Raw genomic sequence first — 13834 nt, 5'->3', positions numbered from 1 at the left:
ATAAAAAGCGCTGCAAAAGTTTATCCTTTGCAGCGCTTTTCTATTTTAAGAGGGCTTGTTTATTTGAGCCCCATTTTCTTAGCGATTTCTTTAGGAATAGCATTCTTGTTAACAAGGTAATTGATTGTTTTATACTGAACGTATGCTTTGGAAGCATACCATATTCCATTATACTTACCAGCTTTACCCCAAGAATTTTTCACTATATAATAAGGTTTTCCGTTTTGATCTTTGGCAAGACCGTAAATCAATACTCCATGATCATCTGTTGTTTCCCAATTGTCGAAACCTGTTTGGCGTAACTCCTGAGTGATGTTAGTTTCAGGAAGAGGACGTGAAGTTAATTCTTTACGTTTATCGGCAGCGGTCATTCCTGTCCATTTAGCCATATCGGAACCTGTTAGTTCGGCACCTTTGGAAGCATCCGGAACGACAGCGATACCATCACGGGTAAAACCTTGCTCACTTACGTCAGCACCCCATGCCACAGTATAACCTTTGTCGATCGCATTGTCTATAATAGCCATAAATTCATCCAAAGGAAGATTCCATGATTCGCCGTTGCGCCAGTTGTCTTGGATTTCTATCGCAAATTTTGTGTAGAACGGATGATGTGTGAAAGAAGTAATGGACACATAGTCATCCGGATTCAATCCTAGTTCTGCGGCAAATGTCTTGGGAGTATATTCTTTTCCATTATAAGTGAATTTATCAGGGCAAGTACCGAGGTAAGTATCATAGATGGCAGATAATCCTTTTTTCCATACGGGAGTAAGTTTGGAGAAATTTCCTTTTGCAATAGCATTTACATACGCACCTGCTACGGCATCCAACTCATTATGAACAGGAAGCGTGTCACCATACATGATGCCCGGCATTGCTTCTTGCGGAACGAGTCCGTAATTTCTTAAACAATAAATAGCATCATAGAAGCTACCTCCGGGAGAGTAAGATGCGTCTCCATGCAGACGTACATAGCGTTCTGCGCGGTCTTCCATCGTTTTGTGTACGACGAACATTTCGGATAAGTCATATTCTCCTTTTCCCTGGCGGAGTAATTCGGCTTCGAAAAAGCCCATTCCCGAGAAACTCCAGCAAGTGCTCGAACGGTTTTGGTTCTTGATGGATGTGATAGGGATTTCTTTTACTGTCGTGAAAATAAAGCCTTCTTCCTCCTTAATGGAATCATTCTTTTCTTGTGCTGTCATACTTAGTGCCGTCATACCGAGTACGGCTGTAAACAATAGTTTTTTCATATTAAAAGTTTAAACATTAGTACTGTGTGCAAAGATAATACAATAAATTATTCGTTCATAATATTCTCTACTTCTTCTATGGTGATAGGTATCCTTTTTTTGCCCAAGAACCGTGACCCTTCCGGAGTGATTAAAATGTCATCTTCCAGACGGATACCTCCAAAGTCCTTATACTTTTCTATGGCATCATAACATAAGAAATCCGTATGCATCTTTTCTGCATGCCATTTGTCGATAAGGGCAGGAATGAAATAGCAACCCGGTTCGTCTGTGATGACAAATCCTTCTTGCAGACGGCGTCCCATGCGTAAAGAAGATGTTCCGAATTGATTGATGGGGCGTGTTTCCTCATCGTAGCCTACATATACTTGTCCCAGATCTTCCATGTCGTGTACATCCAGCCCCATCATGTGTCCTAAACCATGAGGCATGAACATGGCATGTGCTCCCGCAGCTACCGCATCGTCTATGTTTCCTTTCATTAGGCCAAGCTCTTTCAATCCTTGTGCCAGGACTTTGCATACAGAGAGATGTACTTGCTGATAAGTTGTACCCGGACGGGCAAATTCGATGGCTTTATCGTGACAGGAGAGTACGATGTTGTAAATGTCTTTTTGGCGGTTGTCGAATTTTCCGCCTACCGGAATTGTACGTGTAAAGTCCGAACAATAGTTGTTAATATTTTCTGCTCCGGCATCGGTAAGCATCATGCGTCCGGTCGTTAAAATTTGACTGTGGTCGTGGTTATGCAATGTCTCTCCGTTTTGTGACAGGATTGTGGCAAAAGATGTCATGCTCCCGTAAGAAGCGGCTATACCGTCCAGCACTCCCGCAATATATTGTTCTTTTACACCCGGTTTGCAGAGACGCATGGCTGCCGTGTGCATTTCGTATCCGGCGTTGCAGGCGTCTTCTATTTCTATGATTTCTTCAGGACCTTTCACGGAACGGAGAGCAACTACTGCCTTGACCAGTTCCAGTGAAGCATATTGTTTTACGATAGAAGCGCGGATACCCAATAATTCTTCGAGCAGCATCATATTATCATAACGATACGGAGGCAGAAAGTGTACTTTGCGTTTAGAAGCAACTGCTTGTTGCATCAGTTCTGTCAATTTGGAGAAAGGACGACTTTCTTTTACCCCTACCAATGCCGCTTGTTCGCGTACTGTAGGTTGAGGCCCCATCCAGATAATATCGTCCATATCCACGTCATTACCGAAAATAATTTCCTGTCCGCTTTCCACATCGATGACTCCTGCGAATCCCGGTTGGTTAAGCCCAAAGAAATAAAGAAAGGAACTGTCCTGTCTGAATTTATAAGTATTGTCCGGATAGTTTGCCGGTGCTTCTTTGTTTCCGAGAATAAGGATAAGTCCGTCACCTACTTTATTGCGTAAAGCGGCGCGGCGGTTTTGATAAATTTCAGCATTAAACATAGCTATGGATTTTATAGTTAATAATTGATATATTTTAATTCATAATACCTGCAAATTTAATAAATTCGTGAACTATTAAATCATGTTTTGTGTTTTTTTATACAAAGGTTGAACCTCATGACAAGACATCAGAAAAATTACTTTATATACCTGCTCATGCTTTTGCTGTTTGGCGGGCTTATTTATGTCGCTATTCATGGGGGAGAGCGTTTTGATTCTATTTCCGCCGGCCATACACCGGCAGAGCAAAATGCATGGCAAATGTTTTGCTCCACTTTCTCGGACAGTTTAAGTGGCGGACTGGTAATTCTGCTTATCCAGATAGTTGTGGTTTTATTTGCTGTCCGGGTGTTTTCCTACTTGTTTCGCTATATCGGTCAGCCGGGAGTGATAGGGGAGATTGTTGCGGGCATCGTGCTCGGTCCCTCTCTGTTGGGCTATTTTTTTCCTGATGTCTTTGGCTGGCTGTTTCGTCCCGATTCATTGACGAATCTGGAGTTGATAAGCCAACTGGGTTTAATTCTTTTTATGTTTGTTATCGGAATGGAATTGGACTTCGGAGTCATCCGTAAAAAAATAAACGAAACATTGGTTATCAGCCATGCCGGTATTTTAGTGCCTTTCTTTTTAGGTATTATTGCCTCTTATTGGGTGTATGAAGAGTATGCGGCGTCACAAACGAGCTTTCTTCCTTTTGCCTTGTTCATTGGTATTTCCATGAGTATTACGGCATTTCCGGTGTTGGCGCGCATTATTCAGGAACGTAATATGACGAAATCCTCCGTTGGAATCCTCTCTATCGCTTCTGCCGCCAATGATGATGTAACTGCTTGGTGTTTGCTTGCCGTAGTGATAGCCATAGCAAAAGCGGGTACGATGGTCAGTGCACTGTTTGCTATCGTATTGACTGCTGTATATATATTGATCATGTTTTTGTTGGTACGTCCGTTCCTTCGGAAAGTGGGAGAGGTCTATGCCACGGGGGAAGTTATCAATAAAACATTTGTAAGTTTTATCTTTTTAATTCTTGTTATCTCCGCCACGCTAACGGAATTGATTGGTATTCATGCCTTGTTTGGTGCATTTATGGCAGGCGTGGTGATGCCGCCCAATATCGGTTTCAGGAAAGTGATGATGGAAAAGGTGGAAGATGTGGCATTGGTCTTTTTTCTTCCGTTGTTTTTTGCCTATACCGGGCTACATACGGAAATCGGCTTGATAGATACTCCCCAATTATGGTTGATTTGCCTCCTGTTTATCGGGGTTGCTGTGTTAGGAAAGTTTGGAGGCTGCGCCATTGCCGCCCGTTTGGTCGGAGAGTCTTGGCGTGACAGTCTCACCATAGGGACCTTAATGAATACGCGCGGACTGATGGAACTGGTGGCTTTGAATATCGGTTATGAGATGGGAGTATTGCCGCCGCCTGTTTTTGTGATTTTGGTCATCATGGCACTGGTCACTTCCTTCATGACCACTCCAATGCTTTCGTTAATAGAGCTGATTTATAAAAAGAATACCAAACAAGATGTGGTAAAACGTAAACTGGTACTGTGTTTCGGACGTCCGGAAAGTGGGAGAGAACTGTTGCTGGTATTAGGTCTGCTTTTTGGCAGGCGTTTGAAAAAATATCATTTGATTGCGGCACACTATACGGAAGGTACGGATTTGAATCCGATAAAAGCCGAACAATATGAACGGGATAGTTTTAAACCGCTGAGGCGTGAAGCGGCTCTTCTGAAAGTGAAGGTAGAGGAGCGTTATAAGGTTACGGATAAGGTGCGTGACGAAATTGTGCATCTCGGAGAGAGTGAGCAGGCGGATTTAATGCTTATCGGAAGTAAAAGTTCCTATATCGATTTATCGTCCGGATTGTTGCAACGTATAAAAGAAAACTCTTTTCAGATGGTAGGAACACTTTTTCGTGAGCGAACCAATGAAATCGTAGAACAGATAGATGCTCCACTCGGTATTTTTGTGAACCGTCTGGATAGTGGGCGGCCGTCAAGAATCTCTTTCTTGCTGGGAGGAGATTTGGATGATTTCCTCTTACCTTATATAGATACTGTTTTGGAGTCCGGAAGTATGCCTGTCCGGCTGTTCCTTTTTCAGAATGGAGAATATCCGGTAAAGCGATGGATGGATGAATATCAAGAAACTCTTGAGGTGATTGAATACGAAGACCTTTCCCAGTTGTCTTTTGATAAAGATAGTCTGCTGGTTGTTGGTTATGAAGTGAGTGAGGAGATGGTGAGGAATGTGGCAGACGTGAATGAACTGCCGTCGTTATTGATAATGAAGAAAGCAATTAAATAGAAAATTTATGGTAATTGATGAAAAAACAGGATTAGTACTTGAAGGTGGTGGTATGCGTGGTGTCTTCACTTGTGGGGTTTTGGACTACTTTATGGATAAGAAGATTCGTTTTCCTTATACGATAGGCGTCTCTGCCGGAGCTTGCAACGGACTCTCTTATATGTCCGGACAACGGGGTAGAGCGAAATTCAGCAATATCGATTTGCTGGAACAATATGATTATATCGGTGTCAAATATTTGTTTAAGAAGCGTAATATCATGGATTTCGACTTGCTGTTCGGCGAGTTTCCCGAACATATTCTGCCTTACGATTATGATGCCTATTTTTCTTCACCGGGGCGTTATGTCATGGTGACTACGAACTGCCGGACGGGAAGGGCTAATTATTTAGAGGAAAAGAAAGACAAGAAACGCATTATAGATATCGTGCGTGCATCCAGTAGTCTGCCCTATGTTTGCCCCATAACTTATGTGGACGATGTTCCGATGCTTGACGGAGGGATTGTAGATTCCATTCCCTTGCTACGTTCCATGGAAGATGGGAATGAGAAGAATGTGGTAGTGCTTACCCGTAACCGCGGTTATCGTAAAACGTCTAAGGATATGAAGATTCCTCATTTTATTTATAAGAAGTACCCGCGCCTGCGTGTCGCGTTGAGTAACCGTTGCAAGGTATACAATCAGCAACTGGAGATGGTGGAACGTTTGGAAGACGAGGGCAGGATTCATGTTATCCGTCCGGAGAAACCGGTTGTTGTAGATCGCATAGAGAAAGACGTCAATAAACTTCGTGATTTTTATCAGGAAGGATATGAGTGCGCGAAGAAGATGTTTTGAACATATACCCGAGAGAAAAAGTGAGCAGGAAAGTATTATCTTTTTTGATGATATAAGGGCTGTGCATCATTCCTCTGAAATTGAGCAGATAGGAAGCGGACAACCCTACTCTTATTTTATCTTTTAATGTTTGATACAGACCAATTTCGGGTTTTAACCCCCAATTGAGTTTTCTGTATTCATACTCTTTCAGCATAAAGTCATTGTCACGTCTTTCTTTCACGAGGATATCCACTTTGGGACCTATACCTACATAAAAGTGGGTTTGGGATATGGAGTATTTCACTCTGAATGTTGTGTTGAGATGAAGGTAATTTTGCCTTTCAATGTAATCGTTTGCTATGTTGTCATCTAAAATTAAGTCCTTTTCTTTTCCTCCTTTGGTGACATATCCTATTTCGCTGGACAGGTTCCAATATGAATGCTCCCAGTAATCTGCCCCTACCAGAAAAGCATAACGCTGGATGTTATCTGTAAACATCGGTACTCTGTCTGATTTTAACGATGAAAAGCTGAATCCGTTTTCCAATCTTATGCATTGCGCTTTTACTGAAAGACAGGATGTGATGAGAAGCAGAGCTATAATATATATTTTTTTCATAGATGTTATTCTTGAGTCTGTGGCTACAAAAGTAGAATAAAAAAGAATAAAAGAAGCAGTGAAGCACCTGAATTTATAGTAAAATACACTTTTAAAATTAATCAATTTCTACCTTCACCTTATCACGCTTTACTCTTATATGATTGATATGTAGCGTAATAAAGTGAAGGTGCTATTTTGTTGAACTGCATCCTAAAAGTTTGCGTACTTTTTATATGTTCTTATTCAATTATTCTTTTCGGTTTATTTTGTTTCTTCCTGTTACCCACATAATTCCCAAAAAGAACAATGAATACACAGAGAATAGAATAAAGAGCCAATCTTTCACTACATTCCAAGTTATACAGAATAAGGATTCGTGACTTACCGGAGAAGAATTACTATAATAAGGATTCACCTTTTGAAGCAAAGACGCACTACCAGAGATGAGAGAATTGCGGCGGCATAATTCATCCATTTCATAATCCCATTCATAAGGATAACCCACTGCTTTAAAGTGCCTTTCAATGGGTAAATAGAAAATAAATCCGGTAAAGAAATCTTCATAAGTTCCACGGGCTACAAGCAATCCAGACCAAAGATCCAAACGGCTAGTTCCAAAAGGAGAATCTTTAAAATTGAATGCGAAGGTGGAGTCAGGAATTTGATTGAAAGCACAGTCCCAAATTCCATCCTGAACAAAAAAAGTATATGGCAAATATTGACTGCTATTCAAAAGTACATTCGCAACTTTCCCTTTATAATGTTGAGCCACATAGTATCCGCAATTTTGAGATCCTTTGGTTAAGGCATGTCTTGAGTTCATAATGATGAACGATTTGCCAATACTATCCTTGTCTATACGCTCTATTATATTTGCCGCCATTAAACTGTCTCTATGATAATTCTGAGAACTACGATAATCTTCGGACGTATGGATTTGATCCCAAGGGATACGCCCATCTGTAAACCAAAGTTTGAGATTCTTTTCCTTCTGCAAATAATAATACTTTTTCAAGAAATCAAACCAGTTTGTATTTATCCATAATACCCAAGTCGCAGAATTATACACATTAAAATGAGCTAGTTCTTTTTCGAGAATTGTATCATTGGCATAATCTTTCGATAAGAATTGCTTAAACCGCTCCTGTGCATCCGTCCGGCCATATTCGGTAAACATTTGAATTTCTTTTTGAGCGAAACGGGGATCGCTGACAATACTGTAAATCAAATCCCACTGCGTATATTCGGGATGAAGCCGCTCGCATAAGATAACATGGTCGTACTGATCGTATAAATTGAAAATGTAATCCAATGTGTTTTGACGATGCTTTTGTAAAAAGTCTACATATTTATGGGTAGTATGCGGATTGATATAAGAAGTCTGGAAATTATCTAATCCAAAATAAAAAATAATACGAACACTGATAGCTATTCCCCACAGGAATGAATAATATTTTAAAGCCTTTTTTCGTACTATCCAATTCTGTTTTCCGGGAAACACAAGTTTGGAACGAAAAATCTTACGCTTTAAACATGGAAGTAAAAATAATAATAGAATAACTGCCAACCAAAAAAGAGTAACAATCATCCAAATAGAAAAATAAATACCAGTGAACTGAACAACAGTAGATAGGTATATTAAAAGCAAAAAAACAGAGGTACTTGTTAGCAGCTCTTTAGCGACTGTCCATCCCTTTCGAAGGGGTTGATAATTACCCGATAGAATAAACATTCCCGGTGTTTTCCCCCATTTAAAGAGACAAAAAACATAATAGGTCAATGAACAAAGCAATATGCCGGGTATAGAGGGAATAAACACGAATAAAGAGAGTAAACTATCAACAATGACGTAGAGATAAATAATAGCCGACCAATCCACTAAAGCGGTTGAAAAAGAGAAAAACCAACGTTTTATTGTTTTCATAATTTCTCTGATATTTGTGATTTGACTTGCATCCTTTTTATTCAGATAACAGGTTAACTTTATGTAAAACGAATCTTATATTCTTTATAGCACGCGGTACAGCTCATTCATTGTATAACTTCCAAATATATATATATGCGCTTTGAAGCATTACAGTAAGTAAGGATATACAGGAATCCTTCTTTTTTCAAGTTCTTCTTTGGAGACATCAGACAAAATAAACTTATCTCCTGAATCTATCTTTCTAGAATCAAGTTTATTGCCTTTCTTAGAAGGACGTTTTTTTGCTGTTTTAAAGTAATATCTCCCATGGCATCTAAAATGCTCTATATATCTGATTGATGATGTAAATATAATGCAAATTATTATATTTACGGATCTTCTAATAGAAAAATCATCGGCAACATTACTAATTTAACCATTAGTAGCATCGTTAGGAATCACATGATAATAATTCCCATGATTGGTGTGCTTGGCTTTCAGTCCTATGCCTATCAATCGGCTACCCATTTGTTTGGCGGAAGTCTCGCGTAGCGCGGAAGTATTGTACTGCTGCATTCTCCTGAATATTTCGGCGGCGGTCAGCCATATTCCTTTCTCCTGACCGTTGGGGCGACGGAAACATTCGTAGAACACATCCTCCATAGGTGTCTGTCGATAGTAGGCGCGATTGTGACGTTGCAACTCTTTTTCTTCTTCCCGGTTCATGTGGTCGCTTTCTCCGTTCTCTATTTCCTGTTTAAGCTGGGCGTATAACTGTTTGTGCTCGATCGGTTCTTCGGAAATGGATTGCGAGACCTCTATGCAAAGATAACGCCGGCTTCCGCTTGGGTCGGTCAGCACTTCGCGGCTGTTTGTCGTGCCAATGAAAGATGCCAGGCGGTCTTCGGTGACCATCCCGATTCGTTTACCTCTATATATAGGTATGGTGAGCATTTGCAGAAGATTTTTCAGGTCGGCGTGACGTCTTTCGCTGATTTTGTCGAACTCGTCAAGGTTGATAAGCCCGTTCTTTACCAGTTTCTTTTCCGGATTGCTGCCCGGAGCAAGGTTCAGGTTGTCGATGTAATATGCCTGAAGCGCGTCGGGAAGTAGGCGGCGGCAAAAAGTGCTTTTCCCCAATCCCTGTTTGTCGCTGATCAGGATGGGTGTCAGCGTGTTGGCATGGCTGCGTTGTCGCCCCATCCATTGCGAAGCCATGGCGCGCAGCCAGTAACGTGCGCCCCTGAGCCAGATGTCGTTCTCCGAAACCAGCTTTAGCAGGGGAGTGACCCGGTCTTGCCCGTCCCATGACGGAAGTTCGTCCATATAGAGGTGAAACGGATTGTAACTCTCTATATTGTTTGAGAGAACCAGTGTCGGGAGGTCGCTGTGGCGGCAAAGCATTCCTTTAAGTCGTGCGTCGATAATCATGCCGTTCATTTCCCGGTCGTCGATAGGGCGGAACGCTGTTCCTTTTTCTCCCGCCGGACGATATTCGGTGACGCCTGTCAGCCGGTTGTAGCGAAAGTCAAAATGCCGGAGCAGATAATCTTTCAATTCTTTTGTCATGGCGGAATACCTACGGTTTGAAACAGTGCGTTCCGGCGATTTCAGGAACCAGTTGTTCCATGCTTTCAAGATACTTTTAACGATTTTGTTCATCATACTGATATTTATTAAATTTGTTCAGGCTGCAAATATATAGTCGTAAATCAGGGATTTGCAACTATTTTACCCTTTGAAAACCAACAAATTCATCTAAGTATCGAGTAAGGGTTAATTAGTTTTTTCCGTTTAATATTTGTATCTTTGTCCCTTGTCTATTATCTCTTTCACAAGTGTGAAAGTTGTATTTCATATTATGTGCAAGAGAACTTTCACAACTGTGAAAAACATCTTGCACATCATGTGAAAGATCTAGTTATTCAGGTTGAAAAAGATAGTCAGACCTTATCCGAAAGCTAATTTATACACTTTAAAAAATAATGAATATGGCAGTTCCCTATGATTTCTTCCGTACACCTCAGCCGAAGAATAAAGACAAAGTGAGGTATCATGCCCGTGTGGTAGTGCGGGATACAATGGAGACGGAAGACATCGCCCGGATGATAGCCTCCCGTTCCACGATAAAAGAGGGTGATGTGACAGGTACGTTGGTGGAACTGGCAAAGGTTTTGTTTACCGAACTTCCCGAAGGACGCAGCATTCATATCGACGGAATCGGCTCGTTTCGTGTCAGTGCCCACTCACCGTCAGTTCGTACCACGAAAGAGATTCGTGCCGAGAGCATACAGTTCAAAGGCATTGTTTTCACACCGGAAAAGAAGCTGATGCGGAAAATGGGAGCGGTGAGTTTTGAGAAAGTAACCTACTCAAACCGTTCGAATAACATTAGCGATATTGAGATTGACGCCCGGCTGACCGACTTCTTTGCCGACCATGATTACATCACCACAGCGCAAATGCGTGGCCTTTGCGGTCTGAGTTATATGACGGCATTGCGTCGTTTGCAGACAAGGGTAAAAGACGGTCGTCTGACACATCCCGGACATAGCCGTGCTCCGTTTTATTATCCCGTTCCCGGCAATTTCAGGAAAAGCCGTTTGTAGAAATTCGGGGTGCAGTTAAAAAAAATAGTACCTTCACTTTATTGCTCTGTGTATTAGTGTGATATGTTCGTAGAGTGATAAGGTGAAGGTAGGATATGGAAATTGTTATATTTACTTTTTAATCTCTTTAAAGGTCGCGATATCGTAAATGTTTATTTTAAAATTTTCTTTATTACAAATTTATTCGATTTCATCGTACATATAGTAATATATATCCCACTTGGTAAATCTGAAATATCTATTGTATTTGACGACGGGATTGTACTTTTAACTATTTTCCCGTTTGTATCATAAATCTTGCATTCAAGTATAGAAGAGAGTTCCCCTCGGATTTGTAGAATATCCGATTGAGGTGTATGATGGATATCTATACTATCATTCTGTGTAGATTTAATATCTGTAGCTCGTCGTATAGCTTCCAATATTTCCGGGTCATCTATATAGTCAATGATGAAAGCTATATCATCTGGAGCGACTGTTCCATTACTATTAGTCGCTTCGAGTGCAAAAAAATCTTCAAAATAAAAATAAGGAATATCAATAATGTAATTCTTACAATTTCTATCTAATAAGTATTGACGAATAACACCGAAAAAGTAGTCATTTCCCCGCATATGATCTCCACCTTTTAAAAGTAACCGATCTGTTTTCGAGATATTAATCGTAAAACGTACGGTATCATTCTCAAAAGAAAGATGTTCTTCATTAAAGTTATCATATATAAGTTTTACACTTGAAAACTTTGGGATGGAGGGTAAAAGGTTAATTTTGAGGGGAAATATTCCTCGTAAATCATTTTTGAGATAACAATATACTTGTCCTGTATAATATACTGAGCTATCGTTATCCAAGACGGTTCTTTTAAATTCTTTTCCCAAAGCAGAATTCTTATATAAAGCAGAATCTATACAAAATGTAAAAGTCGATTGTCCGGTAATTTGTTTTTTTATTTCGTAACTGCTACCATCTGCTTTATCAATTTTGAATATCCAATTGTATTCCGTTTCGGATTGGGGGGTGTTGTATTTGAAGATGCAGGTGTCATTTAGTAGTAAAACACCCCCTTCATTTACTGGCTTTCCATTTTTTAAATGGGCATTAATATTACCTGCAAATATTAAACTGAAATGCCATAATGAGATGACTAAAAAGAGATATTTGATTTTCATAATACGATTTTTTCAGTCTTTATACACTCTTCTTTGTTGTAATATTTTTGAATATAAAAGCCTTTTGGTAAATACAAACTTTCAACTTTGTCAGATTTGTAATATTCCTTAACAAGTGTTCCATTCATATCATATAGTTTCACATTGAAATCTGTGAGATTTGTAGTATTAGAACCTGGAATTGAAATCTTCTTTAATTTATATAACTCTACGGTTTGTGTCGTTTTTCCATATTGGTTTTCAACGGTTAAATCAACCCATGCGTCGTGATGATCACCAAAGGGACCAACTCGTACATGAGTTTGATAAGGCTCAAAAATATCTTGTACATCATATCCTGTGACATAATCTTCTTCAGCTCCAACTGTTAAATATCGTGCTCCACCGTATTTAACAGTAAAATCAGCAAAATAGGCATGATCTGATGATCTATATGTATAGATAGGTTTACTTACATAATAAATAGCAGGTTTAACTTCTAAGTTTAAGTTATACATTTGGACAACTTTTTTCCCGTTTGTTACGGCTGTAAGGGTTATGATACCATTGATGTCTCCTTCTACGTTTTTTTTATACTGATCTGTGTTTGATAAAGCTGGAATTGTAAAAGTTGAACTATTTGATTGTGCAAGAATTGTTTTTTCTCCATTATTGAATGTCAGTTCAAAAGTCCAATGAGGTTCATTTACTGGATATCCTGTATTATTCTCAAAATAAAAATAATGGCTTTCATAAGCTGAAGTAATTCCGGTATCAGGGATACCTTCGGCAATAATTTTTATAGTAGTGGGTTCATTGGGCTTCCATCCCATTTCTTTTAAGATTTCTATCGTCTTGCTGTCTACCTGTTGAAGTTTTTCACCAGTATGTAAACCATATGACATGAGTGAACCTTTTTCTTTAAAATAGCGTAAAGAAGAGTAATATTCAAACGGATTAGGAGTATATAGTTGATATGTAGCTGCTATTTTTAATGCATATAAATTAGAGGTAACAAAGTTTTTTAAATTGGGATTATTAACCATACTGCTAAGACGTTTATTTGTATCGGAGATGACTAAATTGTCAAAAACAGAATATTTTGAAGGTATGTAAAAATCTATAATATTTCCTTTTCTTTCTCTGATACTTGCGCCAAATCCCATAGCCGTTGCTATACCTCTGAGTATGGCACTTGTTAGATTTTTGGAAGATGAAATGATTTTATCACTAAAACCACAATCCCATTTCGTGTTTTGATTTATAACTATTACAGCATCAAATCCTTCTCTGGTTGTTCCTGAAATCATTTTGTTATGTCTTGCAAGGCAGTAAGGATAAATCATATTGTCTTGTACAAGATAAGTAACATCGGTTTGAATGTCATCGTTGTCTAGATTTTCTAAAGTAAATTTTATATATATTGAATCTTTATTATTTAGATAGCTTTCCCACGTTTGGGCTGCAACTTCGATACTGCTTTTCATGCTGTCAGGAATACTGAAATCTGATTCATACATGCAAATCACTGTTCCTCTATTAGCACTGTTCAACCGTTGTACTTTAGATAAACTTGGTTTTACAATTGTAGGAGCACCATCCAAGAATTTATCTGATGAACTTAAAATAACTGTTTTTTGTGAAAATAGATTTATGTGGCAAGTAAAAAGTAAAATTAAATAGATTACTTTCCTATTGGCTGCTATAAGTGATAAATAAATTTGTTTCATATTTATAGTATT

10 protein-coding genes are annotated in these 13834 nt (G+C 39.3%); 3 read left to right on the top strand and 7 right to left on the bottom strand.

Annotation, left to right across the window (positions count from 1 at the left end; translation table 11 throughout):
* Positions 1-59: 59 nt before the first annotated feature.
* Both DXB63_RS05395 and DXB63_RS05390 read right to left on the bottom strand, forming a co-directional pair.
* Positions 60-1256 (bottom strand): aminopeptidase C, encoded by a 1197-nt coding sequence (locus tag DXB63_RS05395; protein WP_122125373.1) that lies wholly within the window; start codon positions 1254-1256, stop codon positions 60-62.
* Between the two features lie 47 nt (positions 1257-1303).
* Entirely contained in the window at positions 1304-2695 is a 1392-nt protein-coding gene (locus DXB63_RS05390) for an aminopeptidase P family protein (protein WP_122125372.1), read from the bottom strand.
* A gap of 117 nt (positions 2696-2812) precedes the next feature.
* On the opposite strand from DXB63_RS05390, the gene DXB63_RS05385 reads away from it, so the two are divergent.
* The gene (locus DXB63_RS05385; protein ID WP_122125371.1) at positions 2813-5008 is read left to right on the top strand and encodes a cation:proton antiporter; all 2196 of its coding nucleotides are present in this window, start codon (positions 2813-2815) and stop codon (positions 5006-5008) included.
* 7 nt (positions 5009-5015) lie between these two features.
* Positions 5016-5846 carry a patatin family protein gene (locus DXB63_RS05380; RefSeq protein ID WP_122125370.1) on the top strand — a complete coding sequence of 277 codons (831 nt, stop codon included), beginning with the start codon at positions 5016-5018 and terminating at the stop codon, positions 5844-5846.
* On the opposite strand, the gene DXB63_RS05375 is transcribed toward DXB63_RS05380, so the two are convergent.
* From DXB63_RS05375 to DXB63_RS05365, 3 genes are all read right to left on the bottom strand, one after another.
* On the bottom strand, positions 5788-6447 hold the full coding sequence (locus tag DXB63_RS05375) for an outer membrane beta-barrel protein (protein WP_122125369.1): 660 nt from the start codon (positions 6445-6447) through the stop codon (positions 5788-5790). The genes DXB63_RS05380 and DXB63_RS05375 overlap by 59 nt on opposite strands.
* Before the next feature lie 229 nt (positions 6448-6676).
* A complete protein-coding gene (locus DXB63_RS05370; protein ID WP_122348092.1) occupies positions 6677-8353 on the bottom strand; it encodes a hypothetical protein in 1677 nt (558 codons plus the stop codon).
* 414 nt (positions 8354-8767) lie between these two features.
* Positions 8768-9661: a VapE domain-containing protein gene (locus DXB63_RS05365; RefSeq protein WP_233522806.1), complete on the bottom strand. Its 894-nt coding sequence runs from the start codon at positions 9659-9661 to the stop codon at positions 8768-8770.
* Positions 9662-10326: 665 nt separating this feature from the next.
* Here DXB63_RS05365 and DXB63_RS05360 point away from each other — a divergent pair.
* Entirely contained in the window at positions 10327-10944 is a 618-nt protein-coding gene (locus tag DXB63_RS05360; RefSeq protein WP_122125505.1) for an HU family DNA-binding protein, read from the top strand.
* Between the two features lie 152 nt (positions 10945-11096).
* On the opposite strand, the gene DXB63_RS05355 is transcribed toward DXB63_RS05360, so the two are convergent.
* Both DXB63_RS05355 and DXB63_RS05350 read right to left on the bottom strand, forming a co-directional pair.
* Positions 11097-12113: a T9SS type A sorting domain-containing protein gene (locus DXB63_RS05355; protein WP_122125366.1), complete on the bottom strand. Its 1017-nt coding sequence runs from the start codon at positions 12111-12113 to the stop codon at positions 11097-11099.
* A complete protein-coding gene (locus tag DXB63_RS05350; protein ID WP_147332261.1) occupies positions 12110-13822 on the bottom strand; it encodes a hypothetical protein in 1713 nt (570 codons plus the stop codon). The genes DXB63_RS05355 and DXB63_RS05350 overlap by 4 nt, the downstream gene beginning before the upstream one ends.
* Between the last annotated feature and the right edge of the window lie 12 nt (positions 13823-13834).

Source organism: Bacteroides sp. OM05-12 (assembly GCF_003438995.1).
Lineage (GTDB): Bacteria > Bacteroidota > Bacteroidia > Bacteroidales > Bacteroidaceae > Bacteroides.
The sequence above is the reverse complement of the archived record's forward strand: the minus strand, read 5'-3'. Positions and strand labels throughout refer to the sequence as shown.